Source organism: Diaphorobacter sp. J5-51 (genome assembly GCF_001023515.1).
Taxonomy (GTDB): domain Bacteria; phylum Pseudomonadota; class Gammaproteobacteria; order Burkholderiales; family Burkholderiaceae_C; genus Diaphorobacter; species Diaphorobacter nitroreducens.
On the sequence record NZ_JSYI01000005.1, the window covers coordinates 72,208 to 98,320 of the forward strand.

General features: G+C 67.3%; 20 protein-coding genes. 13 read left to right on the top strand and 7 right to left on the bottom strand.

What is annotated here, in order from left to right; genetic code table 11:
• Positions 1–53: 53 nt before the first annotated feature.
• The 8 genes from OX89_RS01110 (at position 54) to OX89_RS01145 (ending at position 13,101) form a co-directional block, all read left to right on the top strand.
• Entirely contained in the window at positions 54–1,550 is a 1,497-nt protein-coding gene (locus tag OX89_RS01110; RefSeq protein WP_047349240.1) for a DUF4178 domain-containing protein, read from the top strand.
• 49 nt (positions 1,551–1,599) lie between these two features.
• Positions 1,600–1,821: a DUF350 domain-containing protein gene (locus tag OX89_RS01115; RefSeq protein WP_015914656.1), complete on the top strand. Its 222-nt coding sequence runs from the start codon at positions 1,600–1,602 to the stop codon at positions 1,819–1,821.
• A gap of 79 nt (positions 1,822–1,900) precedes the next feature.
• Positions 1,901–3,538, top strand: a complete 1,638-nt coding sequence (locus OX89_RS01120) for a site-specific DNA-methyltransferase (RefSeq protein ID WP_047349241.1) — start codon at positions 1,901–1,903, stop codon at positions 3,536–3,538.
• Positions 3,539–3,543: 5 nt separating this feature from the next.
• On the top strand, positions 3,544–5,250 hold the full coding sequence (locus tag OX89_RS01125; RefSeq protein ID WP_047349266.1) for an RNA-binding domain-containing protein: 1,707 nt from the start codon (positions 3,544–3,546) through the stop codon (positions 5,248–5,250).
• A 107-nt stretch (positions 5,251–5,357) separates the two neighbouring features.
• Positions 5,358–8,057 (top strand): DEAD/DEAH box helicase, encoded by a 2,700-nt coding sequence (locus OX89_RS01130; protein ID WP_047349242.1) that lies wholly within the window; start codon positions 5,358–5,360, stop codon positions 8,055–8,057.
• Positions 8,054–9,619, top strand: coding sequence for a polyamine aminopropyltransferase (locus OX89_RS01135; RefSeq protein WP_047349243.1), 1,566 nt, complete (start codon positions 8,054–8,056; stop codon positions 9,617–9,619). Before OX89_RS01130 ends, OX89_RS01135 begins: the two co-directional genes overlap by 4 nt.
• 100 nt (positions 9,620–9,719) lie before the next feature.
• On the top strand, positions 9,720–11,447 hold the full coding sequence (locus OX89_RS01140) for an FAD-dependent oxidoreductase (RefSeq protein ID WP_234305466.1): 1,728 nt from the start codon (positions 9,720–9,722) through the stop codon (positions 11,445–11,447).
• 124 nt (positions 11,448–11,571) lie between these two features.
• A complete protein-coding gene (locus tag OX89_RS01145; protein WP_047349244.1) occupies positions 11,572–13,101 on the top strand; it encodes a catalase in 1,530 nt (509 codons plus the stop codon).
• A gap of 197 nt (positions 13,102–13,298) precedes the next feature.
• Here OX89_RS01145 and OX89_RS19255 read toward each other — a convergent pair whose 3' ends face one another.
• On the bottom strand, positions 13,299–13,430 hold the full coding sequence (locus OX89_RS19255) for a hypothetical protein (protein WP_255352779.1): 132 nt from the start codon (positions 13,428–13,430) through the stop codon (positions 13,299–13,301).
• A 65-nt stretch (positions 13,431–13,495) separates the two neighbouring features.
• Here OX89_RS19255 and OX89_RS01150 point away from each other — a divergent pair, with 65 nt between their 5' ends.
• The gene (locus OX89_RS01150; RefSeq protein WP_047349245.1) at positions 13,496–13,963 is read left to right on the top strand and encodes a hypothetical protein; all 468 of its coding nucleotides are present in this window, start codon (positions 13,496–13,498) and stop codon (positions 13,961–13,963) included.
• Positions 13,964–13,999: 36 nt separating this feature from the next.
• Here the strand turns inward: OX89_RS01150 and OX89_RS01155 are convergent, their stop codons facing one another.
• From OX89_RS01155 to OX89_RS01180, 6 genes are all read right to left on the bottom strand, one after another.
• Entirely contained in the window at positions 14,000–14,317 is a 318-nt protein-coding gene (locus OX89_RS01155; RefSeq protein WP_011807170.1) for a hypothetical protein, read from the bottom strand.
• A 102-nt stretch (positions 14,318–14,419) separates the two neighbouring features.
• Positions 14,420–15,403, bottom strand: coding sequence for an FAD:protein FMN transferase (locus tag OX89_RS01160; RefSeq protein ID WP_047349246.1), 984 nt, complete (start codon positions 15,401–15,403; stop codon positions 14,420–14,422).
• Complete coding sequence (locus OX89_RS01165) at positions 15,384–17,561, bottom strand: PepSY domain-containing protein (protein ID WP_047349247.1); 2,178 nt, start codon at positions 17,559–17,561, stop codon at positions 15,384–15,386. The genes OX89_RS01160 and OX89_RS01165 overlap by 20 nt, the downstream gene beginning before the upstream one ends.
• A gap of 14 nt (positions 17,562–17,575) precedes the next feature.
• The gene (locus tag OX89_RS01170) at positions 17,576–18,058 is read right to left on the bottom strand and encodes a DUF2271 domain-containing protein (RefSeq protein ID WP_047349248.1); all 483 of its coding nucleotides are present in this window, start codon (positions 18,056–18,058) and stop codon (positions 17,576–17,578) included.
• 39 nt (positions 18,059–18,097) lie between these two features.
• Positions 18,098–18,520: a PepSY domain-containing protein gene (locus tag OX89_RS01175; protein WP_047349249.1), complete on the bottom strand. Its 423-nt coding sequence runs from the start codon at positions 18,518–18,520 to the stop codon at positions 18,098–18,100.
• A 20-nt stretch (positions 18,521–18,540) separates the two neighbouring features.
• Positions 18,541–19,923 (bottom strand): ferric reductase-like transmembrane domain-containing protein, encoded by a 1,383-nt coding sequence (locus OX89_RS01180; RefSeq protein WP_047349268.1) that lies wholly within the window; start codon positions 19,921–19,923, stop codon positions 18,541–18,543.
• Between the two features lie 147 nt (positions 19,924–20,070).
• Here OX89_RS01180 and OX89_RS01185 point away from each other — a divergent pair, with 147 nt between their 5' ends.
• The 4 genes from OX89_RS01185 (at position 20,071) to OX89_RS01200 (ending at position 26,103) form a co-directional block, all read left to right on the top strand.
• Positions 20,071–20,400 (top strand): PepSY domain-containing protein, encoded by a 330-nt coding sequence (locus OX89_RS01185; RefSeq protein WP_199856185.1) that lies wholly within the window; start codon positions 20,071–20,073, stop codon positions 20,398–20,400.
• Positions 20,400–21,071 (top strand): response regulator transcription factor, encoded by a 672-nt coding sequence (locus tag OX89_RS01190; RefSeq protein WP_047349250.1) that lies wholly within the window; start codon positions 20,400–20,402, stop codon positions 21,069–21,071. The genes OX89_RS01185 and OX89_RS01190 overlap by 1 nt, the downstream gene beginning before the upstream one ends.
• On the top strand, positions 21,068–22,435 hold the full coding sequence (locus OX89_RS01195) for a sensor histidine kinase (protein WP_047349251.1): 1,368 nt from the start codon (positions 21,068–21,070) through the stop codon (positions 22,433–22,435). Before OX89_RS01190 ends, OX89_RS01195 begins: the two co-directional genes overlap by 4 nt.
• Positions 22,436–22,791: 356 nt before the next feature.
• Complete coding sequence (locus OX89_RS01200) at positions 22,792–26,103, top strand: site-specific DNA-methyltransferase (RefSeq protein WP_047349252.1); 3,312 nt, start codon at positions 22,792–22,794, stop codon at positions 26,101–26,103.
• Positions 26,104–26,113 lie beyond the last annotated feature (10 nt).

The window sequence follows — 26,113 nt, forward strand, 5'->3', positions numbered from 1 at the left end:
CAGCGCTTGCTACACAAGCGCTGGAGGCCAAAAACACCTTAGATCCACGACGCATGGCCGACAGCGGCACCCAGCGGACCTACCGCGCGCCCTGCCCGGGCTGCGGCGCGCCAGTCGAATTCAAGAGCGCGCAATCCACCCATGCCATCTGCGCCTACTGCCACAGCACCGTGGTGCGCAGCGGCGAGGTGCTGCAGCGCCTGGGCCGCATGGCCGAGGTCTTCGACGACCACAGCCCGCTGCAGCTCATGGCCAGCGGACGCATCGGGCTGGACGGCCAGACGCTGCCTTTCACGCTGATCGGCCGCCTGCAATACCAGGGCGAGGAAGGCCGCTGGACCGAGTGGGTTGCCTTCCTGCAGGACGGCAGCACCGCCACGCTCAGCGAGGACAACGGCGCCTATGTCTTCACCCGCCCGGCCACGCTGGGGCGGGAATTGCCCGAAGCCGAGCGCTTTCGCGTCGGCATGACCACGGCCGTGGCCGGCCAGCCGTTCAGCGTGGCGGCCAATGTGCGCGCACAACTCGTCGCGGCCGAGGGCGAGGTGCCGAAGCTGCCGCCGCTGGGCACGCCGTTCCAGGTGGTGGAGCTGCGCTCGGCCGACGGCGAGGTGCTCTCCATCGACTACGGCACCCAGCCCCCCCAGGTGCAGCGCGGCCGGGCGGTGCGGCTGGAGGATCTGCAGCTCCAGGGCCTGAAGGACGAGTCCGCCAAGGAGGAAAAGGGCCGCCAGTTCAGTTGCCCCCATTGCGGCGCGCCGGTGCAGGTGCAGCTGTCCAGCACCAAAAGCTGCACCTGCCCGTCGTGCCACAGCCTGATCGACCTGAGCGCGGGTTTGGGTGGCGAGCTGCGCCACGCCGCACAGTACGAACCGGTGCAGCCGCTGATCCCGCTGGGCAGCGTGGGCCAGTTCGAGGGCGCGCCATGGCAGGTGGTGGGCTTTCAGCACCGCACGGGCGTGGAGCCCGGGGATGACGAGCACTTCGGCTGGGAGGAGTACCTGCTGTACCACCGCCAGCGGGGCTTCCTGTTCCTGGTGGACGCCAGCGATGGCTGGAGCCTGGTGCGCCCCGCCACGGGCGCGCCGCAGCACAAGCCGGGCGCGCCCGCCGCCACCTACCTGGGCACGCAGTACCGCCTGACCTCCACCTACCAGGCCGAGACCAACTATGTGGCGGGCGAGTTCTACTGGCCCGTGGAACGCGGCCAGAAGACCAGCAACAGCGACTTTGCCGCCGTGAACGGCAAGGGCCTGCTGTCGCGCGAGCAGTCGCGCAGCGAGGTCACCTGGTCGCACGGCCAGCGCATGGACTCCAGCGCAGTCGCCCAGGCCTTCAAGCTGGGCGACAAGGCGGCGCTGTTCCGCCGCCAGGACGCGGGGCCCGTCGCCGCGGGCTCTGGCATCGGCTGCGGCACGGTGATCGTGATCCTCATCGTGCTGATCATCCTGCTGGTGCTCATGAGCAACTGCTCGGGCTCTTCAGGCGGGTACTACCGCAGCTCGGGTGGCTCGTTCGGTGGCTACAGCACGGGCGGCGGCCACAAGTGACGACTTTTGTGACACCTTCTTCTCTCAACCCTTCCAAGGAGCAAACGCCATGATGGGAATCGAATGGCTCCGGCCCGCGGCCTTCCTCGGGTCCATCCTCTACGCGCTGATCGGCGTGGTCATCTTCTGGCTGTGCTTCTGGCTGATCGACAAGATCACGCCCACCGACCTGTGGGCCGAGATCGTGGAAAAGCAGAACCGCGCCCTGGCGATGGTGGTGGCCGCCATGTGCCTGGGCATCAGCATCATCGTGGCGGCGGCCATTCACTGAAGGCTCGGGCCGGGCAATGCCTGCACCACAATAGCGGGCTTGCCTTGCGCCCCCCGCTGCGGGCCTTTGACTGCCTGATATGCCCACCCTCGACTGGCTCAACCGCTCCACCGCCTTCACCACCGCCGCCCAGGTGCCCTACCGGCTGCTGGACACCGTTTCAACCCACGGGAACCAGCACCAAGCCCATGACAACCTGCTGATTCAGGGCGACAACCTCGAAGCGCTCAAGGCACTGCTGCCGTTTTACCGGGGCCAGGTGAAATGCATCTTCATCGACCCTCCCTACAACACCCAAAGCGCCTTTGAGCATTACGACGACAACCTGGAGCATTCGCAGTGGCTGTCGATGATGCTGCCGCGCCTGCAATTGCTGCGCGAGCTGCTGCGTGAGGATGGCTCGATCTGGGTGACCATTGACGACAACGAGGGGCATTACCTCAAGGTGTTGATGGATGAGGTGTTTGGGCGAAGGAATTTTGTGGCGAGTTGTGTTTGGCAAAAGCGCTATTCACGCGAGAACCGCGAAGCCATTGGCGATGTGCATGACTACCTGCATGTCTATGCGCGCAGTCCTGAGCGCTTCAAACGTGAGCGCAATCTGGTTCCCATGAATGAGGAGCAGGCCAAGGTCTATCGCAACCCCAACAACGACCCCAAAGGACGTTGGCGGCCGGTGCCGATGACGGCTCAAGCAGGTCATGCCACACCCGAACAGTTCTACGAGGTCATCACGCCCAGCGGCAAATCGTTTTACCCGCCAGAAGGACGTTGCTGGGGCATCGCCAGAGCAACCTACGAGCGTCTGCTTGGCGAGGGCAGGATCTACTTCGGCAAGAACGGGGATGCGCAGCCCAACATCATTCGCTACCTCTCCGAAGTTCCGGGACTGGCTCCTTGGACATGGTGGCCATCGGAAGAGGTTGGTCACACAGACGAAGCCAAGAAGGAAGCCAATACCCTTTTCGGAGGCGACACCAGTTTCGGCACCCCCAAACCCGAGCGGCTGCTCCAACGTATCCTCCATATCGCATCCAACCCCGGCGACCTGGTTCTCGACAGCTTCCTCGGCTCCGGCACCACGGCCGCCGTGGCGCACAAGATGGGCCGCCGCTGGATCGGCATCGAAATGGGCGAGCACGCCGCCACGCACTGCCTGCCGCGCCTGCAAAAAGTCCTGGCGGGCGAACAGGGCGGTATCAGCCAGGCGGTGGGCTGGCAGGGCGGCGGCGGCTTTCGCTTCGCCCGCCTGGGTGCTCCCGTTTTTGACGCACAAGGCTGCATCCACCCCGAGGTACGCTTCGCCACGCTGGCGGCTTTTGTCTGGCAACAGGAGACGGGCACCGCCTTCGACTCCGCCAACGGCCAGGCGGGCACGCCCTGGCTCGGTACGCACTCTGTTTTTGATAGCTTCTCGCGCTTGCCTGATGCACCCGAGGCCGCAATTCCACCTGAAACCGAGCCTCCCGAGCTGGTGCTGCGCAGCCGCACGGCCTACTACCTGCTCTTCAACGGCATCCTGGGCGACAAGCGCCCGGCCAGCGGCAATGTGCTCACGCGCGCCGTCCTCGATGCACTCTTGCAACTGCACGCCGCTACGCCCCATCCCGACGCCCCGCTGGTGGTCTATGGCGAGGCCAACCGCCTGGGCCCCGAGACGCTGGCGCGTGCGCGGGTGACGTTCAAGCACATTCCGTATGACGTGAAGGCGAGGTGAATGCCATGCAGGAATTCGACACAGCGGCAGAACTTCAGCGCTGGTTGCGTGCCCAGTTTCCCCGTGAGAACGAACGCCACGAGTGGAAAGAATGGCATTCACTCAAGTCGAACATCTCGGGGCGCAAGGGCGATGACTTGGTGTCCTACATCAGTGCCTTAGCCAATATGGACGGTGGCTGCGTGGTGATTGGAGCACAGGACAAAACGCTCACACCGACCGGCATTCGGGATTTTGCCGGTTACACCGCGGAGAACGTGGTGCACCGGGTGTTGGGCAAAACGCCTGGCTTGCCGTCAATGGGGCTGCATGTGCAGGAACTGCGCGCAGGGGATACGGGCGCAGTGGTGTGGCTGGTGCACGTGCCGCGCCATGCTCCGCGCGAACTGGTGCTAGCGCACGATAAAGCATGGCAGCGCGATGGCGACAGCCTGGTGGAACTTCGCGAAGAACGGCGGCGTGCCATCTTGGCTGAGAATCTAGCGGGCGAGGATTGGAGTGCGGCCGTGGTTCCCGATGCCACGCTGGACGACCTTGACGAAGCCGCTATTGCCAAGGCGCGCGAAAAATACTTTGAGAAACACCAACGCGAACCCTGGGCTGCGCAGGTGTCGCAGTGGAGCGCCGAGAAGCTCTTAGACAAGATTGGCTTGACGATCCACGGGCGGATTACGCGTGCTGGCTTGCTGCTGCTGGGGCGCCGCGAAAGCGCCATGGCACTGCTTTCGCCTCATCCCGTCGAGATCACCTGGAAGGTGGCTGCCGAAAGGGTGGCAGAGCATTTCCACCCGCCGTTTTTGCTCACCACTACCGAGGTAGCGTTGCGCGTGCGGAACCCTAATATCAAGCTGTTCCCGGCCAATGAACTTTTGGCGGTGACTTTGCCGCGCTACGACACGAACACTGTGTTGCTCGAAGGTTTGCACAACTGCCTGGCGCACCAAGATTACGCACAATGTGGGCGTGTCGTCGTGGAGGAGTCGGCCGGGCTGGTGCGCATGATCAACCTGGGCGGTTTCTTTGACGGACAGCCCGACGAGTACGCCAGCGGGGCGCGAACGCCGGAGCGCTACCGCAACGAGCGCCTGGCCAAAGCCATGGCCGAAGTGGGCATGATCGACAAGGTGGGCTTCGGCATCCACGACATGGTGCTAGCGCAGCGGCGGCGTTTCTTGCCGCTGCCGGACTATGAAGGGTCATCCCCTCTGCGCACCGTTTTCAACGTCTATGGTCAGGAGATCGACGAGAACTACAGCCACTGGTTGATGGAGCGCACCGACCTGCCCATCGAGCATGTGCTTTGGCTCGACCGGGTGCAGAAAAAACGCAAGCTCGATGCTGCGCAGGTGGCGGAGTTACGGCGGGCGGGCTTGATTGAGGGGCGAAGCCCCAAGCTGTACATATCGGCTCAGTTGGCTGTGGCGACGGGGCAGGAGGTGGCGTATCTGAACCAGCGCCGCCCTGACGCCGACGACTACAAGGCCGCTGTGTGCAAGTTGCTCGCCATGGGACCGCAGCCGCGTGCAAAAGTTGATGAACTGCTCTTGCCCAAGCTGCAACTGTGGATTCCGGAACTGGCCCAGCGCAAGGCGTACATCAAGGCCTTGCTCAAGGAAATGTCCAAAGAGGGGCGTATCCGGAATATTGGAGGGCCCACCAAGGCGGCCCTGTGGGCGCTGGTGTCGGATGACGCGACAAACAAACCCCAATAAACCCCAATAAACCCAAACAACTTGCCTCGATCGCTTAGAAAGCTTCTTTCAAATCAATGGCTTGCATTGGGGTTTTGACCCCAATCCTCCCCAATCCTTCCCAATCCATGCCCCCCATCTCCCTCAAGACCTACCAGCAAGCCGCGCTCGACACTCTGGCAGCCTTCGCTCGCGCAGCGCGGGTCAAGGGACCGGCGAGCGCGTTCAGAGAACAGACGGGGCGCCCTTGGCACGCGGGGGCGTTTGGCGACGATCTGCCCTGCGTGTGCCTGCGCATCCCCACGGGCGGTGGCAAGACGGTGCTGGCCGCGCATGCCGTGCCGCTCTTGGCGCGCGAGTGGGCGGCGGTGGATGCGCCGGTGACCGTCTGGCTGGTGCCCAGTGATGCCATCCGCCAGCAAACGCTCAAGGCCCTGCAGACGCCCGGCCACCCCTACCGCGCTGCGCTGGCCGATGCCTACGGTGAGGGGCTGCGCGTGTGCGTGCTAGAAGACGTGGCCCAGATTGCCCCGCCCGAGTGGGGGCGCAACGCCGTGGTGGTGGTGGCGTCGATCCAGAGCTTTCGCATCGAGGATGCGGGCCAGCGCAACGTGTACAGCTTTTCAGAAAGTTTCGAGCCGCATTTCAGGGGCGTGGACGAGCGGGCGCTGGGCCGCCTGCGCGAGCTGCCCGACGCGCTGGTGACGCCCGGGGATGTGGAGCGCGACGCCACCGGCGTGCTGGCAGGCTTTGCGGGCCAGCCGCGCTGGAGCCTGGCCAACTGGCTGGCGCTGCACCAGCCCCTCCTCATCGTGGACGAGGCGCACACCGCCAAGACGGACAAGAGCTTCACGGCGCTGCAGCGGCTCAACCCCTCGTTCATCCTGGAGCTGACGGCCACGCCCATTGCCGCCAAGACCAACGTGCTGTACCACGTCAGTGCGCAGGAGCTCGCGGCCGAGGACATGATCAAGCTGCCCATCGTACTGGCCGAGCACCCCGAGGGCTGGCCCGCCGCCGTATTCGGCGCGGTGCAAACCCAGCGCAAGCTGGAGGCCGAGGCACTGAAGGACGAGGCGGCGGGCGCGGGCTATGTGCGGCCCATCGTGCTCTTTCAGGCCCAGAACGCGGGCGAAGAAATGCCGCCCGAAAAGCTGCGCGATTATCTGGTCGATGAACTGAAGCTGCCGGCCCATCAGGTGGTCGTGGCCACCGGCAAGGAGCGTGGTCTGGATGACATCCCCCTGGCGGCGCGCGACTGCCCGGTGCGCTACGTCATCACCGTGCAGGCGCTGCGCGAGGGCTGGGACTGCCCGTTTGCCTATGTGCTGTGCAGCCTGCAGAAACTGAGCAGCGCCACGGCGGTGGAGCAACTGCTGGGCCGCGTGCTGCGCATGCCCTACGCCGCGCGCCGGGGGCGCGAGGCGCTCAACCGCGCCTACGCCCATGTGTGCGCGGCGGAGTTCTCACAAGCCGCGCATGCGCTGGCGGATCGGCTGATCGAGCACATGGGTTTTGAGGCGCTGGATGTGGCGAGCATGATCGCGCCACCGAGCAGCCTGCCGCTGTGGGGCAATGATTTAGAGCCAAATCACGCTCTAGCGCGCGTCCAGCAAGCGCCAATAGCTACAAATTTTGAATCCATTGCTGCCACCCCCGAACTGCTGGCCGTGCCCGGCGTGCAGCAGCGTGCGGTGGCGGGCGTCGCACAGGTGGTGGTCACCGGCCACATCAGCCAAGACACCGAAGCGCTGCTGCTGGCCCAGGTGCGCGGCGCCAAGAAGCAAGAGCAGGTGCGCGAGCAGGTGGCGCAGCACAACGCGCTGGTGGCGGCGCAGGCAGCGCCCGCATCGCGCAGCGTGCCCTTTGCGCCGCTGCCCACGCTGGGCTATCGGCTGGATGCGCAAGCCCCCCTGTGGCCGCTAGAGCGTGAGGCGGTGCTGGACGCCGTAGAGCTGGACCTGCTGGCGCCGCAGGCGGTGCAGTTGCCCAGCTTTCAGGTGGCGCAGGAATCGGACATTTTCGAGATCGGCATGGACGGCGCCCGCGTGGCGCTGCGCTCCGCGGGCAGCGCCCAAATGGCAATGGACTGGGAAAGCAGCAGCATTGATGCCGACACCTTGGTGGGCTGGCTGGACCAGTCCCTGTTCAAGGCACCTGAACTGGCCGGGCTCACGCAGAGCCAGCGCCGCGCCTACCTGGCTGCCGTGGTGAACCACCAACTGCACGGCTGCGGCGTGCCGCTGGTGGTGCTGGCGCAGGCGCGCTTCAGGCTGGCGCGCGCCATCGAGGCTCATGTGGGTGACTTGCGCGACGCAGCCACGCGGCGTGCCTTTCAGCAACAGGTGCTGGGTCTGGGGGATGGCGGTGCATGGCTGATCGAGCCCGATTGGGCGCACCCGCATGTGTTCGAGCCGGGCCGCTATCCCGCGCCCGTGGCCTCGCGCTACGGTGGGCGCTACCAGTTCAGCAAGCATTACTTCCCGGTGCTGGCCGACCTGAAAGACGGTGGCCAAGAGTTCCAGTGTGCGCAGCTCATCGACCGCCACCCGAAGGTGCGCCACTGGGTGCGCAACCTGGACACCGCGCCCTGCGGCTTTGGCCTGCCCACCTCGCGCGGGCGCTTTTATGCCGACTTCGTGGCCGAGCTGGTGGACGGGCGCGTGGCACTGCTGGAGTTCAAAGGCGCGCACCTGCTGAACGACCCTTACGAAATCGAGAAACGCCAGGTCGGAGAGCTGTGGGCGCGCACCAGCGGCGCCCGCGCGGTGTTTGGCTGGCTAACCATCGAAGGCTTGGCGCAGCAACTGGACACGGCGCTGGCATGAGCACTCCTGGCGGCGCCCCTGGCATCACAACCCCGGCCGTACCCCTGCCGGGCCCCCGCCCCATCGACATCGCGCTGCTCGCCAGCGTGTTCGTGATCGCCGCTTGCGGGCTGCTGTACGAGCTGGCGGCCGGGGCGCTGGCGTCGTATGTGCTGGGCGATTCGGTGCTGCAGTTCTCCACCGTCATCGGCACCTATTTGTTCGCCATGGGCGTAGGCTCGTGGCTGTCGCGTTACTTCGAGCGGCAGTTGCCCGCGCATTTCCTGCGCATCGAGTTGCTGGTGGCGCTTATCGGCGGGGCGCTGCCTGCCGTGCTGTTCCTGGCCAATGCCTACGTGCCTAGCGCCTTCCGCGTGCTGCTGTACGGCATGGTGCTGCTGGTGGGCACGCTGGTGGGCTTGGAGATCCCGCTGGTCATGCGCATCCTCAAGCGCAATGTGCAGCTCAAGGACCTGGTGAGCCAGGTGCTCACCTTCGACTATCTTGGCGCGCTGGCGGTGTCGCTGGCGTTTCCGCTGCTGCTGGTGCCGCAACTGGGGCTGGTGCGCACGGGGCTGCTGTTCGGCTTCATGAACGCGGCCGTGGCCGTGTGGGCGCTGTGGCTGTTCCGGCATGAGCTGCGGCGCTTTGGCGCGCACGCGCTGGCCTGTGCGCTGGTGCTGGCGGCCCTGCTGGCGGGGCTGCTGGGGGCCGAGCACATCACCCGCTTCGCCGAGGACAAGTTCTACCAGGACCGCATCGTGCTCAGCAGCGCCTCGCCCTACCAGCGCATCGTGGTCACGCACGGGCGCGCGGGGCATCGCCTGTACCTGAACGGCAACCTGCAGTTCGCCGAGCGCGACGAATACCGCTACCACGAGGCCCTGGTGCACCCCGTGATGGCCGCGCACGGTCATCCGAAGCGCGTGGCGGTGCTGGGCGGCGGCGACGGCATGGCCGTGCGCGAGGTGCTCAAGTACCCCTCGGTGGAGTCGGTCACGCTGGTCGAGCTGGACCCGGCGATGACGCAGCTCTTCGGCAGCCACCCCACGCTGCGGCAGCTGAACGGCGATGCGCTGGCGTCACGCAAGCTCACCATCGTCAACACCGATGCCTTCCAGTGGCTGCAACAGGGAGATGACACCTATGACGTGATCGTGGTGGACTTTCCCGACCCCACCAACTTCGCCATCGGCAAGCTCTACACCAACAGCTTCTACGCGCTGCTGGACCAGCGCCTGGCCGCCAGCGGCTATGCGGTGGTGCAGACGACCTCGCCGCTGGTGGCGCGCAGGAGCTTCTGGACGGTGGTCACGACCATCGAGTCCGTGGGCCTGCAGGCGCGGCCCTACCACGCGCATGTGCCGAGCTTTGGCGAGTGGGGCTTCGTCATCGCCAGCCGCCGCCCCTGGCGCGTGCCGGCCGAGCTGCCCGCGGGGCTGCGCTTCCTGGACGCGGCCGCGCTGCCCCTGCTGTTCGACTTCCCGCGGGACATGGCGCGCGTGCCCGCCGAGGTCAACCGCCTGTCCAACCAGGTGCTGGTGCACACCTACGAACAGGAGTGGGGCCAGGTCGCCCACTGATCCCTGGGCCGATGCTGCGGGACGACCCTGCCCCGCCCTTGCCCCTGTCGGCGGTGTCTGACGAACCCGGCCGGGGCCGATGCCGTACAGTGGGCGGCCCATGTCCCACCCCGCCCACACTCCTTTCTCTCACCGCCGGCGCCAGTTGCTGCAGGCCGGCGCCGCCCTGGCCGCGGGGCTCGGCCTGTCCGGCTGCGACAAGCCTGCGCCGGCCGACGTGCTGGGCGGTTACACCGGCATCGACATGGCGCGCGGCCATGCGCTGCGCGACCGGCTGGCCGAGGGCGCGCCCTACACGCCCGACATCGTGCGCCGCACCCAGGTGGTGATCGCCGGTGGCGGGGTGGCCGGGCTGGCGGCCGCGCGTGCGCTGCGCCTGGCGGGTGTGGATGATTTCCAGTGCCTGGAGATGGAGGACCAGCCCGGCGGCAACAGCCGCGCCGGCAGCGTGAACGGCATTGCCTGCCCGCTGGGCGCGCATTACCTGCCCGTGCCCGGCGAGCATGCGCGCGAGGTGCAGGACCTGCTGGAGGAGCTGGGCCTGCGCCAGCGCGTGGCTGGCCGCTGGCGGTATGACGAACGCCACCTGAGCCACAGCCCGCAGGAGCGCCTCTACTTCCAGGGCCACTGGCAGGAGGGCCTGCTGCCCGTCGCCGGGGTGGGGGAGTCCACGCTGGCGCAGTACCGGCGCTTTGCCGAGCAGGTGGCCGCGCTTTCGCGCGGCGTGCGCTTCACCATGCCGGTGCTCAAGAGTTGGGCGCCCAATAAGCCGTTGGCGCCCGCCCATCAAGCGCTGGATGCTATGACTTTCGATGCGTGGCTGGCGCAGCAGGGCCTGGATGACCCCCACCTGCGTTGGTACCTGGACTACTGCTGCCGTGACGACTATGGCGCCGGCACGGCGCGCGTCTCGGCCTGGGCAGGCATCCACTACTTCGCCAGCCGCCACGGCTTCCATGCCCCGGGCCTGGAGGCCGATGCCGGCGATGAGCGCGAAGGCGTGCTCACCTGGCCCGAGGGCAACGGCTGGCTCACCCAGCGCCTGGCCGCGCCGCTGGTGCAGGGCGGTCAGTTGCGCACCGGCGCCAGCGTGCTGCGCATCGCCGAGACGCGCCGCGGCGTGGAGGTGGATGTGTACCTGCATGCCACCGACAGCATCGAGCGCTGGCAGGCGCGCCGCTGCATCGTGGCGCTGCCGGTGTACGTCGCCGCGCGCGTGGTGCAGCCTGCGCCGGACTTCCTTGCCCAGGCCGCGCGCCGCCTGCAGTGGGCGCCGTGGCTGGTGGCCAATATCCATGTGAGCGCGCCGCTGGCCGACCGCGAGGGCGCCGCGCCCGCGTGGGACAACGTGCTCTATGCCGACCCCGTGCCCGGCGGGCTGGGTTACGTGCATGCCGGCCACCAGCGCCTGGACCCGCGCGCCGCCGCCAGCGGCCCCACGGTGCTCACCTACTACCAGGCGCTGGGCGACGTGCCGGGCGCCCGCCAGCAGCTGGCAGAGCAACCCTGGACGCACTGGCGCAGCGCCATTCTGGCGGCCCTGGCCGTACCCCACCCGGACCTGCCCGAGCGCGCCACGCGCATGGAGATCACACGCTACGGCCATGCCATGTCCATCCCCGTACCGGGCACGCAGGCTTTTTTGAGCCAAATCGGCCTCTCGCGCTTGTCTGGCAAGCGCTACCAGCTATTAAATGGAGAGCGTGTTCCCGTGCCGCCCACGCCGGGCACGCAGCGCCTGCTGTTCGCGCATGCGGACTGGTCGGGCTATTCGGTGTTCGAGGAAGCCTTCACGCGCGGCCATGCGGCGGGGCTGGCCGCCGTGTGAGAACACGGGCCGCCCATCCGAAATCGCTATCGCGGACATAAGAACTATTGGTTTCCACAAACGCCCAGAGTCTTCTTATCATTCGCCGCAAGTTTCCCCTCCCCACCCAACGCAGGAGTACGCAATGAGCAACGACAGCAAGAAATGCCCCGTCACCCACCTGACGACCGACTTCGGCGCCCCCGTGCCCACCAACCGCAACAGCCTCACGGCCGGCCCGCGCGGCCCGCTGCTGGCGCAGGACGTGTGGCTGAACGAGAAGCTGGCCGGTTTCGTGCGCGAAGTCATCCCCGAGCGCCGCATGCACGCCAAGGGCTCGGGCGCCTTCGGCGCCTTCACCGTGACGAACGACATCACCAAATACTCCCGCGCCAAGATTTTCGAGACGGTGGGCAAGAAGACCGAGATGTTCGCCCGCTTCACCGCCGTGGCCGGTGAGCGCGGCGCGGCCGACGCCGAGCGCGACATCCGTGGCTTCGCGCTGAAGTTCTACACCGAGGAAGGCAACTGGGACATGGTCGGCAACAACACGCCGGTGTTCTTCATCCGCGACGCGCGCCAGTTCCCCGACCTGAACAGGGCCGTCAAGCGCGACCCGCGCACCAACCTGCGCAGCGCCACCAACAACTGGGACTGGTGGACGCTGATCCCCGAGGCGCTGCACCAGGTCACCGTGGTCATGAGCGACCGCGGCATTCCGGCCAGCTACCGCCACATGCACGGCTTCAGCTCGCACACCTACAGCTTCTGGAACAAGGACGGCGAGCGCTTCTGGGTCAAGATGCACTTCCGCACCCAGCAGGGCATCAAGAACCTGACCGACGCCGAGGCCGAGGCCCTGGTCGGCAAGGACCGCGAAAGCCACCAGCGCGACCTGTACGAGGCCATCGAGCGCGGCGACTTCCCCAAGTGGAAGATGTACGTGCAGATCATGCCCGAGGCCGATGCCGAGAAGTACCACCTGCACCCGTTCGACCTGACCAAGGTCTGGTACAAGGGCGACTACCCGCTGATCGAGGTCGGCGAGTTCGAGCTGAACAAGAACCCCGAGAACTTCTTTGCCGACGTCGAGCAGGCCGCCTTCTCCCCCAGCAACCTGGTGCCCGGCATTGGCGCCAGCCCCGACAAGATGCTGCAGGCGCGCCTGTTCAACTACGCCGACGCGCAGCGCTACCGCCTGGGCGCCAACTACCACCAGATTCCGGTGAACCAGGCGCGCTGCCCGGTGCACAGCAACCACCGCGACGGCACCGGCCGTGTCGATGGCAACTACGGCGGCCTGCCGCACTACGAGCCCAACAGCTTCGGCCAGTGGCAGGGCCAGCCCGAATTTGCCGAGCCGCCGCTGAAGATCACCGGCGAAGCCAAGCACTGGAGCTTCCACGAGGACGACAGCAACTACTTCGAGCAGCCGGGCAAGCTGTTCCGCCTGATGAGCCCCGCGCAGCAGGAAGCCCTGTTCGGCAACACCGCCCGCGCCATGGGCGACGCGCCGGAGTTCATCAAGTTCCGCCACATCCGCAACTGCAACGCGGCCGACCCGGCCTACGGCGCAGGCGTGGCCAAGGCGCTGGGCCTCGATCTGGCGAAGGCGCTGGCCTCGAAGAAGGACGACCCGATGTTCGGCAACCCGCTGGTGGCGCTGCCCGCCTGACGCACGGCGGCGGCGATTTCTGCATGAAAATCGCCGCAAGCCCTTGTATATCCTGCGCATATAGCTACTGAAAGAGTAGCAGACAAAACGAAAGGCCCTGGTCAAAAACCAAGGCCTTTCCTCTTTCCTCTTTCCTCTTTCCTCTTTCCTATTTGCACTGCGCATGCCCCCTTCAGGTCATGCCGGAAGCTACGGGGCTATGCCAATTCCTGCCAAGGATTGACCAAGGCCACCCCTGTCTTGTCATAGCCGCCCGTATCGCGCGTCACGACCGTCAGGCCATGGTGCATGGCCGTGACGGCGATGATCAGGCCGGGCTGCGGGAACATGTCCTAAAGTCCCAGGAATGTCCTGCCAGCTTGACGGCGCCGAGAGGGCGCCGCTCCCCCGATCCATGCACACCAGCGACTCCCCCGGATTGTTTGAACACCAGCATGAGCAGCTGGAGGCCCAGCTGCACGCCCATTTGCTGGACGTGGTGGGCGCGGATTTCGGGCATGCGCTTCAGCGCCTGCAGCGCTGGCGCGCCGACTTGGCGCAGCACATCGAGATAGAGAACACCCGCCTGCTGCCCCACGTGCCCGCTGGCGCCCGCTGGGCCGCGCGGGTCTATCTGGTGGAGCACGACCGCATCGCGCTGCTGGCCGACGAATACCTGCTGAAAGTGCAGGCCATGGCCCAGCAGCCGCCACAGGACGAGCAGGCACGCCGCCACGCGGTGCTGGCGCTGCTGGACGCGGCGCATGCGCTGCGGCATGTCCTGGAGCATCACCATGAGCGCGAGCACCAGGCGCTGGCGCATGAATTGCCCGAAAGCCTGCAGGCTGCGGCGTGGAATGGCGTGGAGCCCGGCGGCGCATAAGCGGCCTCGTGGGTTCCAGCTCCTTGCCTCGTCCCGTCAGACCTCCGTCTGCGCCGCGGCCACCCAGCGCAGGCCCCTGCCGCGGCTGAAGTAGTAGTCGCCCTGGGGGCTGATGACGACGGCGCGGCAGGCGGCAGGGTCCGAAAAATACTGCCACCCGTGGGCGCGCTCCTGGGCGCTTGCATTGTTGGGGATGGTCTGCATGCCCTGGCCTGCGTTGTCGTTGCAGCGCGTGACCATGGCGCGCTCACGCGGGTGGCGGCGGTCCTGGTGGTCGCGGTCCCCGGCAAATGCGGGGGCGCCGAGGGCGGCCACCAGCATTCCGATCGCAGCGAGAGAGAAGGTGGTGCGCATGATGAACTCCTTTGTGCCCGGTGATTGCAGCCGAAAGTGACTGTGCCTGCAGTCTGCGCGGGAGGCGGTGAATCAGTGCTGAACGCTGGATTCACCTGCCGTTCATACCCCGCTCGCCGGTGCGCCCGAGCCGAACCGGCCCAGCCCCAGCGTGATCAGTCCGTTGCCGCGCCTCAGCATCCACAGCACCTCCAGCCCCATGCGCTGGGCCAGCGCCAGCCCTTCGCCAGGGCCGGCCACCAGCAGCGCGGTGGCCCAGGCGTCGGCGTGCATGCACTGGCGTGCCAACACGGTGACAGAGGCGACTTCGTTGCGCACGGGGGCGCCACGGCGCGTGTCCATGGTGTGCGCCAAGCGCGCGTCGCCTACCTGGAGATAGTGCCGGTAGTCGCCCGAGGTCGCCACAGCCAGGTCCTGCAGTTCGACCACGCTGTGCACGGCGCGGCGGCCGGTCTCGGGGCTTTCCACCGCGACGGCCCAGGGTTGGCCATCGGCCTGGCCGCCCACGGCGCGCAGCTCGCCGTCCAGCGCCACCAGGGCGTGCGGTACGCCGTTCTGCCGCAGCACGTCGGCCATGCGGTCCACGGCGTAGCCCTTGGCGATCCCGCACAGGTCCAGGTGCACGGGTGCGTGCTTGCGGGCGCGCAGCATGCCGCTGTCCAGCTCCAGCGCCTCGTACGTGGGGGTGCGCGCGACAGGTGCCGCGCTGGTGGCTGTGCGGATCGCCTTGGCGTCGGGAGCGTCGCGCACCGCTCCAAAGCCCCAGGCATCGACCAGCGCACCCGCGGCCGGGTCGAAGGCGCACGCACTCAGGCGGCAGACGTCCAGCGCGCAAACCAATACCTCCATGATTTCAGCGGGCAGCGTGACCCAGGCCCCCACGGGGGCGTGGTTCAAGCGGTTGAGATCGCTGCCCGGCAGCCAGGGCGACATCTGCGCATCCACCTGTTGCACGGCGGCTGCCAGCGCGGTTTGCAGCGCCTGCACATCGGTGTCCGGCGCCGCATCGCAGGTAACCGACCAGCGCGTGCCCATGGTGGGGCCATGCAGCGCCAGCCGCCGCGGGTCAGAACAGGTCTTCGGCATAGCGTCCCTGCTCTTTCAGTTGCGCCAGGCTCTGGCCCTGCGGGCCCAGCAGCGCATCCAGCACCTGTGCCACGCCCTGGGCCATGGCGCGGCTGCCGCACACACGCACGAGGGCGCCCTGCGCGATCAGTGCAAGCACCTGCGTGGCATCGCGTCGCAAGACTTCCTGCACGTAGCCACCGCCCGGTATACGGGAGAACGTGGTGTGCAGCCCGGCCAAGCGGCCGTCGGCCTGCCAGGACGGGAGCTCGGTGCCGAAGTAGAAGTCCCGTTCGGGATGGCGCGCGCCGTAGTACAGGTGCATGGGGCGGTGGCGCGTGTTGTCGCGTATGAAACCTGCCAGTGGCGCCACGCCCGTTCCCGCGCCGATCAGCAGTACTGGCGCGCGGCCCGCGGGCAGCACGAAGCCCGGGTTGGAGCGGATGAACGCCTGCACACTGTCGCCCGCCTGCAGCGCATGCAGGTGGCTGGAACACACGCCGCCGGGCATGCGGCGCACGCAGATTTCCACGAAGCCGTCGCGCGTGCCGCTGGCCAGCGAGTAGTAGCGCGGCACGGCCTGGCCGGGCGCGACGATGCCGATCAGGTCGCCCGCGGCGAAGCGGGGCAGGCCGCGGGCGGGCAGGGCAAAGCGCAGGATGGCCGCGGGTTCGCCCGCGCCGCCCGGAAAGTCTTGCCGCGCGGCGAGCGTCAGTGCCACCGTGCGCGGCAGGCGCGGCTGGTAGTCGATCTGCAGGGGCAGACCCAGTGCTTGCGACAAGGCCCGTCCCCAGCGTGCGAACTCCTGCGCGGACTGTTGGTGGATGCGCTCCAGCGGCAGCAGCGTGGGCCAGCCCTGCGCGCACAGCGCCTGCTCCAGCGCCTCGGCATACGCGCAGAAGGCGGGAAACTGCCGGTCGCCAAAGCCCAGTACCGTGACTTGCGCTCCCGTGACGGGCTGGCGCGTGATGGCGTCCAGCGCGCGCGCCGCATGGGCGGGCGCCTGGCCGTCGCCATAGGTGGCCGCCAGCACATAGACCTGGCGTGCGGTCGGTGGCACGCGCCAGTGCTCCAGTGCCGTGGTGTGCACGCGCTGGCCTGTGGAGACCAGTGCGGCATGCAGGGCCTGGGCAAAGCCCCAGGTGGTGCCGCCTTCGCTGGCCACGAAGACCAGGCTGTCGGCTTGCGCGAGCGGGCTGTTGTTGGCCATGCGGGGGCGGCTGCGACGGGCCTGCCACCACAACACCACGCCCGTGGTCCAGAACAGCGGGATGCTGGCTCCCATGACGCCCAGCACCAGCGCCCATACCCACGCGCCTTCGCCGGTGTGCAGCAGCAACGCCCAGTCGTGTACGCGCTGCGCCGCCGTGGCGTCCTGCCAGGCCAGGGTCTGGCCACTGTAGCGGTCTACCCAGCCCTGGCCCTGCGCGGTGGTCACGCGCCAGGTGTCTTGCGGATCGTCGGCCGCCGGCAGATTCAGCTTGCGCAGGTCCTGAACGCGCAGCTCCTGCAGCAGGGGCAATTGGTCGGCGCGCAGGGCGGCCTGGCTGCCCTGTATGGAGGCCACGTCGGGCTCTGCCACGGCATCCAGCGGCAGCAGGCCGAAGGTGGCGGCGCTCATGACCAGGGCGGCAGCGGCGGACACCGCCAGCACCAACAGGATGACCCGTCCCGCCAGCACGTGCAGGCGCTGCGCCAGCGTGCCGCGCACCGGGCCGGCCAGTTGCCGCCAGCCGCCCATGCGGCGCAGCAGCAGCACCAGCCCCGAGACCGAGAGCACCAGCATGGCGAGCGCCACCACGGCCGCGGTCATGCGCCCGGCGTCGCCCAGCAGCAGGGAGCGGTGCAGGTTCTTCACCCAGCGTGGCAGCAGCGAGGGCTCGTAGCCTCCCAGCACGCGGCCGTCCGCGGGGTCCACACGCAGGGCCTGGGCCTGGCCGTTGTCAAAGGCATGCACCACGATGCCGCCCGAGGGCAGGTGGCGGATTTCCTCCGCGCCGGGCACGTTGGCCTGCACGCGCTGCACCAGCGTCGCCACCGGCAGGTCCTGCGCCGCGGGGGCTGCCTGCCAAGCGTTGCGCAGCGGGTCGAGGGCCAACAGTGTGCCCGTAATGCCCAGCACCAGCGCGAGCGCGCCGGCCACCAGGCCCAACCAGCGGTGGATCTGCCGCCAAACCATGGATGCCCCCTCGCTTATTTCAGTTGGTAGGTGAACGACTGGATGTACTGCTTGCCCGCCTGCGGCTTGCCGGCCTGGGCGGTGGACAGGGGCACGCGGATCTCCGACGGGCTGTCGCGCATGTCCTCGGCGGCGGCGTCGATGCGGATCTCGTAGCCCGCGTCGAGCAGCGCGTCGGCCAGGTCGGCCGTCACCTTGAGCGTGCGGCCCGCGCCCACGCTGGCGCCGGTCACGCCTTGCAGGCGCTTGCCGTCCTTGGCGGACAGGCGGTTCCAGTCGGCCAAGTGCTTGTAGTACTTGGCCTTGCCGCCGGCCACCCACAGCGTGCCCGCGTAGGCGCCCTTGGCGTCGGTGAGGTAGACGGCGAGGTAGGCGCCGTCGCCTCCGTAGTTCTTGAGGGTGGTCGAGAGCGTGACCTCGCGGCTGTGTGCCAAGGCGGGCAGGGTCAGCGCGCAGGCGGCGGCCACGGTGGTCAGCAGGGGTTTGGTGCTGGACATGGAGGTTCTCCGGTAAGAGCGTGTGGATGATTCAAAGGGTCATTCGATCTGGCTGCGTGGCGTGGTGCCGGGCGTCAGTACGGGGTTTTGGGCCGGCGCCGTCAGGGGTGCCGCAGTGTCCTGGGCGGGAGCCGCATCGCGGGCCGGGGTGCGATCGCGCTCGCGCCGGCGTTCGCGCTCAGGTTCATGGCTGTCATCGCGCAGTTTCATCTTCACCACGCGCAGCGTCTGGGGGTCCAGCTTGGCCTTGAAGGCACGGCCCTGGGCGTCGCGGCCGCGCACTTCGTAGCAGCCGTCATCGATCTTGAGGCGCTGCACCTGCCAGCCCTGGGCGGCCGCGTGCCGCATCACGGCGTCGCGTGACTGCCAGTGCTGCACGGGGGCCTCGCAGTCATCGTCCGCCAGCGCAGGGGCTGCTGCCAGGGCCAGGCACAGGGCCAGCAACGGGGTCGGGTGTTTCATGGAAAGCTCCTTTCGGTGGATCAACGCATGGCAAAGGACTCGCGGTGCACGCGCCACGGGCGGGGGCCGCTGGCGTGCGCGTGCAGCGCATCGCCCAGACCCTGCGGACCGCAGAACCAGATGTCCAGCGGGCCGGGGGTGGCCTCCAGGTCCTGGGGCCTGAGGCGCTGGCCCTGGGCGTCGCCGTGCACCGTGAGCGTGACCGGTGGTTGGGCCTGCGCGCACAGCGTGCGCAGGCGCGGCAGCAGCGGATCGGTGGCGGCGTCGCGGGTGCAGTAGTGCATCTGCACCGGCTGCAGTTTGGAGGGCCCTGGCGTGGCGCCCGGCTGCCGGGCTTCCAGCAGCGCCAGGAAAGGCGTGATGCCGACGCCACCCGCCACCCACACCTGTTGGCGGCGGTGGCGGCCCCGGCCGTCGAAGCAGCCGTAGGGGCCTTCGATGTCCACGCGCTGCCCGGCCTGCAGGCGTCGGCCCAGGGTGCGGGTGTAGTCGCCCAGTGGCTTGATGACCAGACGCAGCAACTGCTCGCCCTGCGCATTGGTGCCCAGGCTGCCCGGTGCGCTGGCGATGGTGAAGGGGTGCGCGCCTTCCGACGCATCAAAGCGCACGAAGGCGAACTGCCCCGCGCGGTGGCCTGGCCAGCTTGCCGGCAGGGCGCAGATCACCTCAACGGGCGCCGCCGCGCCGCCATCGCCCAGCGTGCGCACCGCATGGATGTGGCCGGCGTGGCTGCGTGCGCGGCCGATCCAGCCGGCCAGCGACCACACGGCGGCCAGGCTGCCCAGCGCCAGCAACGTGCCCATCAGCAGGCCCAGCGGGAGCGTCCAGAAGGTCAGCGGCATCAGCGCCACGGTATGCAGCGTGAGCGCCAGAAACACCAGCGGCATGGCGCGGTGCAGGAAGCGCCACGGCTTGTAGGCCAGCAGCCGGGTCAGCAGCGTGATGGCCACCATGGCCAGCAGCAGGTAAAAAGCCATCTCGCCCAGGTCCTTGGCAAAGCCCCGGGCGTCGGTGAGCCAGGGCAGAACGGCGTCGCGTGCCGGCCGGCCGGCGCGGCCCCACAGGCCCTTGATCCAGTCGCTGGATTCATCGGCGCCCCAGTGCAGGATGGCCGTCAGCGCCGCACTGATGCCCGCCCACTTGTGCAGGCGGTAGACCTGGTCCATGCCGCCCAGCGGGCGCTCCAGCCAGGGCAGGCGCAGCGCCAGCACCATAGCCAGTGCCATCAGGCCGATGCTCCACAGACCCGAGAGATACAGCGCCTGTTGGCGCAGCTGCCACCAGCCAGTGGCTGCCCCCTGTGCATCCACAAGGGGAGAGACGCCCAGCTCGGGCGGCAGTACCGCGAGCCAGGCCAGGGTGATGGCCAGCAGCCAGCCTCCCAGGACGATCTTGATGCGCATGGCGTTTCCTTCTGGTGCGTTGAGCAGGTGGCCCGCCACGGGTGTGTGGCGAGCGGCTTGGCAACGATTCTGGAAAAGCCACGATGAACTCGTGCTGAAGGCCGCGTTCATGCGACATTCATCGCCGTGCACGTATAAAAAACGCCCATGAACGCATTGCGCCGCCCCTTCGTCCTGATGGCCCTTGCGGTGGCCGCCGCCACCGCGGGCCCTGCCGCGCAGGCCGCCGAGCGCGGCCATGGCGACCATGACCTGGCGCGCCAGGCCCTGGAGCGCGGCCAGGTGCTGCCGCTGCGTACCGTACTCGAGAAGGTCGAGCGCGAGTACCAGGGCCAGGTGCTCAAGGTGGAGTTCGAGCATGATGACGGTCGCTTCATCTACGAGATCCGCCTGCTGCAAAACGACGGCCGCGTGGCCAAGCTGGCGGTGGACGCGGTCAACGGGCAGGTGCTGAAGATCAAACGCAAGGAGCATTGATGCGCATCCTCGTCGTGGAAGACGAACCCACCCTGCGCGACCAGCTGGTGCAGGCCATCGCCGCCGCAGGCCACACGGTGGAGCACGCCAGCGACGGCGCCCAGGCGCACTACCTGGGCGAGGTGGAGAGCTTTGACGCCGTGGTGCTGGACCTGGGCCTGCCCGTGCTCGACGGCCTGTCGGTGCTGCGCCGCTGGCGCGCCGCGGGGCGCAACATGCCGGTGCTGATCCTTACCGCGCGCGCCGCCTGGCATGAGAAAGTGGCGGGCATGGACGCGGGCGCAGACGATTACCTCGCCAAGCCCTTTCACATGGAGGAGCTGCTCGCGCGCCTGCGTGCGCTGCTGCGCCGTCTGGGGGAGCACGCCAGCGCGCAGTGGCAGTGCGGCCCGATCTGGCTGGACACGCGCCAGGCGCGCGTGCTGGTGGACGGCCAGCCGCTCACGCTCACCAGCCACGAGTTCAAACTGCTGTCGCTGCTGATGCAGCGCAAGGGGCAGGTGCTGTCGCGCACCGAGTTGTCCGAGCACATCTACCCGCACGACAGTGATCGTGACTCCAACACCATCGAGGTCTTCGTGGGCCGCCTGCGCAAGAAGCTGCCGCCGGGCAGCATCGAGACCGTGCGCGGCCTGGGCTACCGCCTGGCCGAGGCCGGCGCCACGGCATGAAGTTGGGCGGCTCGCTGCGCCTGCGCCTGCTGGCGGGCACGCTGGCGTGGATGCTGCTCAGCATCGCGCTCGCGGGCTGGGCGCTGCGCACCTTGTTCCAAGACCACATCACCCAGCAGCTACAGGCGCAACTGGTGGTGCAGCTCGACCAGCTCAGCGCCTCGGTGGAATGGACCCCGCAGGGCGGCACGGCCGTGGCGCCGCTGGCCGGTGATGCGCGGCTGGCGCAGCCGCTGTCGGGCCTGTATTGGCAGGTGGACCAGGTGGGCGCGGCGCCGCAGGCCGCCGTGGCGCGCTCGCGCTCGCTGTGGGACCAGGTGCTGGCGCTGCCGCCCGTGCCGGGCGACTACCCCGCGCGCGGCTACCGCGTGCTGCAGCTGCACGATGCGCAGGGCCATGCGCTGCTGTCCGTGGCGCGCACTCTGCAATTGCCCGAGGACGACGCCCCGCCGCTGCGCCTGGTCGTGGCGGGCGACACCGCCCTGCTGGCCGAGCCGCTGCAGCGTTTCACCCACCTGCTGCTGATCGCACTGGGCCTGCTGGCGCTGGGCCTGGCCATCGCCGTGGCGGTGCAGTTGCAGCTGGCACTGCGCCCGCTGCAACTGCTGCGCGAGCAGCTGGCCACCGTGCGCGGCGGGCGCGCAGCGCGGCTGGAGGGGTGCTTCCCGCAGGAGCTGCAGCCGCTGGTCAATGAGTTCAACCATGTGCTGGCCGAGAACGCCGACATGGTGCAGCGCGCGCGCACCCAGGCGGGCAACCTGGCGCATGCGGTGCACACGCCGCTGTCCATCCTGGCGAATGCCGCGGCACAAGAGAGCACGCCGCTGGCGCAGCTGGTGACCGAGCAGGTGGCCAGCGCGCGCCGCCAGGTGGACTACCACCTCGCGCGCGCCCGTGCCGCCGCCGCCGTGCGCGCCACGGGGCTGCGCACGCCGGTGCTGGCGCCGCTGCAGGCCCTGCTGCGCACCATGCAGCGCCTGCATGCCGACCGGCAGTTGGCGTTCGAGCTGGCGCCACAGGCGCAGGATGGCGCCTTTCGCGGCGAGGAGCAGGATCTGTACGAACTGCTGGGCAACCTGATCGACAACGCCGGCAAGTGGGCGCGCACGCGCGTGGTAGTGGACGTGCGGCGCGAGGGCGATCTGCTGTGCTTCACCGTGGACGACGACGGCCCCGGCATTCCCGAAGCGCTGCGCGACCGCATGTTCGAGCGCGGCGTGCAGTTGGACGAGCAGCGCCCCGGCTCGGGCCTGGGGCTGGACATCGTGCGCGCGCTGGCGCAGACCTATGGCGGCAGCGTGCAAGCGCAAGCCTCGCCGCTGGGCGGGGCGCGGCTGCGCCTGTGCCTGCCGGCGGCGGACTGAAGCACCGCTTCCTAGGGCCTGTTCACACTATTTTTGCCAGATGCGTTGCAATCCAAAGCGCCAGGCGCTAGGCGCCAAACGAGGCTGGGGTGCGGCCCCAGCGAGGCTTGGCAACGACGCGGATGGCGCTTTGGGTTGCAACCCGAAGGGAAGGCCATGGAAACGGCGCCCCTCGTTGTTGCGTTTCTAGCCAAGGCCCCGGCCTTGGCGTCGTCACGCGCCTAGATGGGCGCCGTTTCCATGGTCTTCGCACTGGCAAAAATAGTGTGAACAGGCCCTACTGGCCATGCCAATGAAATCCGGCGCAATGCCCTGCTATAACTCCCCCCTTATCGAGCACAGAGGGGACGGAGCAAATGACCAACGAACAACAACAGCTTCAAACGCTGCTGCTCAACCTGCTGCCAGCAGACCACACCACCGTGGGCAATATCACGCTGCTGGAGCAGTTTCTGGCCGCCGCCCAGGCCGCCGGGCACCAGCCCCTCCCCACGGAAGCAGACTTCAAAACCGCACGCGAAGCGCTGGTGGCTGCCGGCCTGGCCGTCAAAGGCAAAGGGCGCGGCGGCGCCACCGCCCGGGCCACCGGCGCGCAACGGCCAGACTTTGCGCTCGATGCCCCTACCGCACCCGCCCCTGCAGCCGCCGACAAGCAGCCCAAAGCACCCAAAGCCAAACCCAGCCTCAAGCAGCCTGACAACGGCGACACCCAGGTGCTGGCCTACCGCCACCCCGACCGGCGCAAAAACAACCCCGAAGTGGGCCTGGTGAACGCTGAAAGCGACCCCGAGCAACCCAAAACCCGCTGGGCCTACGACCCGCACCTAGACCCTGCACTGCAATTTGACAGCGCCCGCGCCCAGGCCGACGCGCTGATTGCCGATGCCTTGGCCGGTAACGACCCCGCTGCCATGCGCCATGCGTTGCAAACCTTGCGGCGCATGGGTGCGCCCTACCTGCAATGGACAGGCAAAGCGGAGCGCACCAGCTTTGAAGTGGACACCGTGAGCCTGCATGTGCATGAGCGCATTGACGCCATGAGCATTTTGAGCAGCGTCGGTAAGCGCCAAAACGCTAGCAATTCAGTAGCTGCTAGCGCAGGTGGGACGGGCGCTAGAGGCCAAAAACACTCAAACTTTTTCCAGCCAGGGCTGTTTGAAGCGCCGTTTGAAAGCGTGCCCCTGCGCGCGGCGCTGGACTTCTACAAGCACGACCGGGGCTGGGCCAACCGGCTGGTCGCTGGAGATAGCCTGCTGGTGATGAACAGCCTGGTTAATAAGGAAGGCATGGCCGGGCAGGTGCAGATGATTTACATCGACCCGCCGTATGGGATTAAGTACGGCAGCAACTTCCAGCCCTTTGTGGGCAAGCGCGACGTGAAAGACCGGGCCGACGCGGATTTGACGCAAGAGCCGGAAATGATCAAGGCCTTCCGCGACACCTGGGAGCTGGGCATTCACTCGTATTTGACCTATTTGCGCGACCGGCTGTTATTGGCGCGCGAGTTATTGAGTGATTCGGGTAGCGTTTTTGTGCAGATTTCGGATGAAAACTTGCATCATGTGCGGGAATTGATGGATGAGGTTTTTGGTTCGGACAACTTCCTTGGCCTCATCGCATACAAGAAAACTACCAGCGCTGCAACTCTCGGTCTTGCCAGTGTTTATGACATGCTGGTTTGGTACGCAAGGAATAAAACCCAGACGAAATATCGTCAGCTCTATTTAGAGAAGATAGCCGGTGAAGATGGTGGAACCCAATATACGTGGGCTCAACTGCCTGATGGCAGCCGAAAAAACTATGGAGTCAAGGGAGTTCCTGCGGGCATGGAATGTCGAGTTTTTCGACAGGACAACACGGCCAGCCAACGACCAGCACAAGGCGACGACGTAACTGAATTTTCATTCCGAGGCGGAACATTTTCACCAGGTAAAGGAACATTCAAAACGGATAGCGGGGGCCTAACAAGACTCTCTGCCTCTGGGCGACTTATCGCGCTTGGCAATACGCTTAGTTATGTTCGCTTTATTGATGACTTCCCTGTTTTTCCAGTCAATAACCTCTGGGATGACACGGTTACGTCTGGTTTTTCCGATAAGAAAGCGTACGTCGTACAAACGCATCCATTAGCGGTGGAACGCTGCATGCTCATGACCACCGACCCCGGTGATCTGGTCCTCGACCCCACCTGCGGCTCCGGCACCACAGCCTATGTCGCCGAGAAATGGGGCCGCCGCTGGATCACCTGCGATACCTCGCGCGTGGCCATCACGTTGGCCAAGCAGCGGCTGATGACCGCCAGCTTTGACTACTTCGCCCTGCGCTACCCGCACGAAGGGCTGCGCGGCGGCTTCATCTACAAGACGGTGCCCCACGTCACGCTGAAAAGCATTGCCAACAATGCCGAGATCGATGCGATTTATGAGCGTATGCACCCAGCCATTGCGTCGGCGCTGGCGGCGCTGAATGCGGCGCTCAAGACGCATGCACCGGCCACGCCTTACCCGGTGACCGAGGGCGCACGCAAAGGCCAGAAGCTGGTGCTGGGCCTGCAGGGGCAGGATTTGCAGGAATGGGAGGTGCCGTTCGACCTGCCCGCCGACTGGGCGGCCGAGTTGCAGGCGCCGCTGGCCCAGTTCCACACCGCCCGGCAAAAAATGCAGGCCGAGATGGACCGCAGCATTGCCGCCAACGCTGAAAGCGAAACCCTGTACGACCAACCCGAGCGTGACAAGACCAAGCTGCGCGTGTGCGGCCCGTTCACGGTGGAAGCCGTGCCCTTCCCCACCGTGCTATCACTAGAGGAGCTGCCGGCGCAAGCGGGGCAAGCGCAAGCGGCCGATTTGGCCGATATGAGCCTGGCCCGCAGCGGCCACACCAGCCGTCAGCACGCCTGGCGCGATGAGTTGCTGAAAACCGGCATCCGCGGCAAGGGTGGGCAGATGCTGCGCTTTGCCGAACTGGAGGTGTTGCCCGGCACCACCAGCGTGCACGCCAGCGGCAGCCTGGACACCGGCGAGCGCGTGGTAGTGAGCTTTGGCCCCGAGCACGGCGCGCTGGAGCAGCGCCAGGTGGAGCGCGCGTTGAACGAGGCGGGCGAACTGTTCCCCCGCCCCAAGATGATCGTGTTCTGCGCCTTCGCCTTCGACCCCGAGGCGGCCAAGGACATCGACGCGCTCAAAGGCATCACCGCACTGAAGGCGCAGATGAACACCGACCTGCTGACCGAAGACCTGAAAAAAGCCCGCAGCAGCAACCAGAGCTTCTGGCTCATGGGCCAGCCCGATGTGCTGCTGACGCAACTGCCCGATGGCCTGTGGCAGGTGGAGGTGAACGGCTTTGACTATTTCGACACGGCCAAGGGCGAACTGGTGTCGGGCGGCAAGGGCAAGATTGCCGCGTGGCAGCTCGATACCGACTACGACGGGCGCAGCCTGTTCCCGCACCAGGTGTTCTTCCCGATGGCGGGCAAGGACGAGGGCTGGATGAAGCTGAAAAAGGACATCCGCGCCGAGCTGGATACAGAGTTGCTGCAAGCCTTCACCGGCACCGTGTCGCTGCCGTTTGCTGCCGGTGACAACCGCACGGTGGCCGTGAAAATTGTGGACGACCGGGGCATTGAGTCGCTGAAGGTGATGCGGCTGGATGCTTCGGCAACCCAGGCATAAGGAGAGCGCA

What these genes read in the sequence shown, in the direction of transcription:
- OX89_RS01110 (WP_047349240.1), top strand. Translation starts at nt 54, where the DNA reads ATGGCCGACAGCGGCACCCAGCGGACCTACCGCGCGCCCTGCCCGGGC.
- OX89_RS01115 (WP_015914656.1), top strand. Translation starts at nt 1,600, where the DNA reads ATGATGGGAATCGAATGGCTCCGGCCCGCGGCCTTCCTCGGGTCCATC.
- OX89_RS01120 (WP_047349241.1), top strand. Translation starts at nt 1,901, where the DNA reads ATGCCCACCCTCGACTGGCTCAACCGCTCCACCGCCTTCACCACCGCC.
- OX89_RS01125 (WP_047349266.1), top strand. Translation starts at nt 3,544, where the DNA reads ATGCAGGAATTCGACACAGCGGCAGAACTTCAGCGCTGGTTGCGTGCC.
- OX89_RS01130 (WP_047349242.1), top strand. Translation starts at nt 5,358, where the DNA reads ATGCCCCCCATCTCCCTCAAGACCTACCAGCAAGCCGCGCTCGACACT.
- OX89_RS01135 (WP_047349243.1), top strand. Translation starts at nt 8,054, where the DNA reads ATGAGCACTCCTGGCGGCGCCCCTGGCATCACAACCCCGGCCGTACCC.
- OX89_RS01140 (WP_234305466.1), top strand. Translation starts at nt 9,720, where the DNA reads ATGTCCCACCCCGCCCACACTCCTTTCTCTCACCGCCGGCGCCAGTTG.
- OX89_RS01145 (WP_047349244.1), top strand. Translation starts at nt 11,572, where the DNA reads ATGAGCAACGACAGCAAGAAATGCCCCGTCACCCACCTGACGACCGAC.
- OX89_RS19255 (WP_255352779.1), bottom strand. Translation starts at nt 13,430, where the DNA reads ATGTTCCCGCAGCCCGGCCTGATCATCGCCGTCACGGCCATGCACCAT.
- OX89_RS01150 (WP_047349245.1), top strand. Translation starts at nt 13,496, where the DNA reads ATGCACACCAGCGACTCCCCCGGATTGTTTGAACACCAGCATGAGCAG.
- OX89_RS01155 (WP_011807170.1), bottom strand. Translation starts at nt 14,317, where the DNA reads ATGCGCACCACCTTCTCTCTCGCTGCGATCGGAATGCTGGTGGCCGCC.
- OX89_RS01160 (WP_047349246.1), bottom strand. Translation starts at nt 15,403, where the DNA reads ATGCCGAAGACCTGTTCTGACCCGCGGCGGCTGGCGCTGCATGGCCCC.
- OX89_RS01165 (WP_047349247.1), bottom strand. Translation starts at nt 17,561, where the DNA reads ATGGTTTGGCGGCAGATCCACCGCTGGTTGGGCCTGGTGGCCGGCGCG.
- OX89_RS01170 (WP_047349248.1), bottom strand. Translation starts at nt 18,058, where the DNA reads ATGTCCAGCACCAAACCCCTGCTGACCACCGTGGCCGCCGCCTGCGCG.
- OX89_RS01175 (WP_047349249.1), bottom strand. Translation starts at nt 18,520, where the DNA reads ATGAAACACCCGACCCCGTTGCTGGCCCTGTGCCTGGCCCTGGCAGCA.
- OX89_RS01180 (WP_047349268.1), bottom strand. Translation starts at nt 19,923, where the DNA reads ATGCGCATCAAGATCGTCCTGGGAGGCTGGCTGCTGGCCATCACCCTG.
- OX89_RS01185 (WP_199856185.1), top strand. Translation starts at nt 20,071, where the DNA reads ATGAACGCATTGCGCCGCCCCTTCGTCCTGATGGCCCTTGCGGTGGCC.
- OX89_RS01190 (WP_047349250.1), top strand. Translation starts at nt 20,400, where the DNA reads ATGCGCATCCTCGTCGTGGAAGACGAACCCACCCTGCGCGACCAGCTG.
- OX89_RS01195 (WP_047349251.1), top strand. Translation starts at nt 21,068, where the DNA reads ATGAAGTTGGGCGGCTCGCTGCGCCTGCGCCTGCTGGCGGGCACGCTG.
- OX89_RS01200 (WP_047349252.1), top strand. Translation starts at nt 22,792, where the DNA reads ATGACCAACGAACAACAACAGCTTCAAACGCTGCTGCTCAACCTGCTG.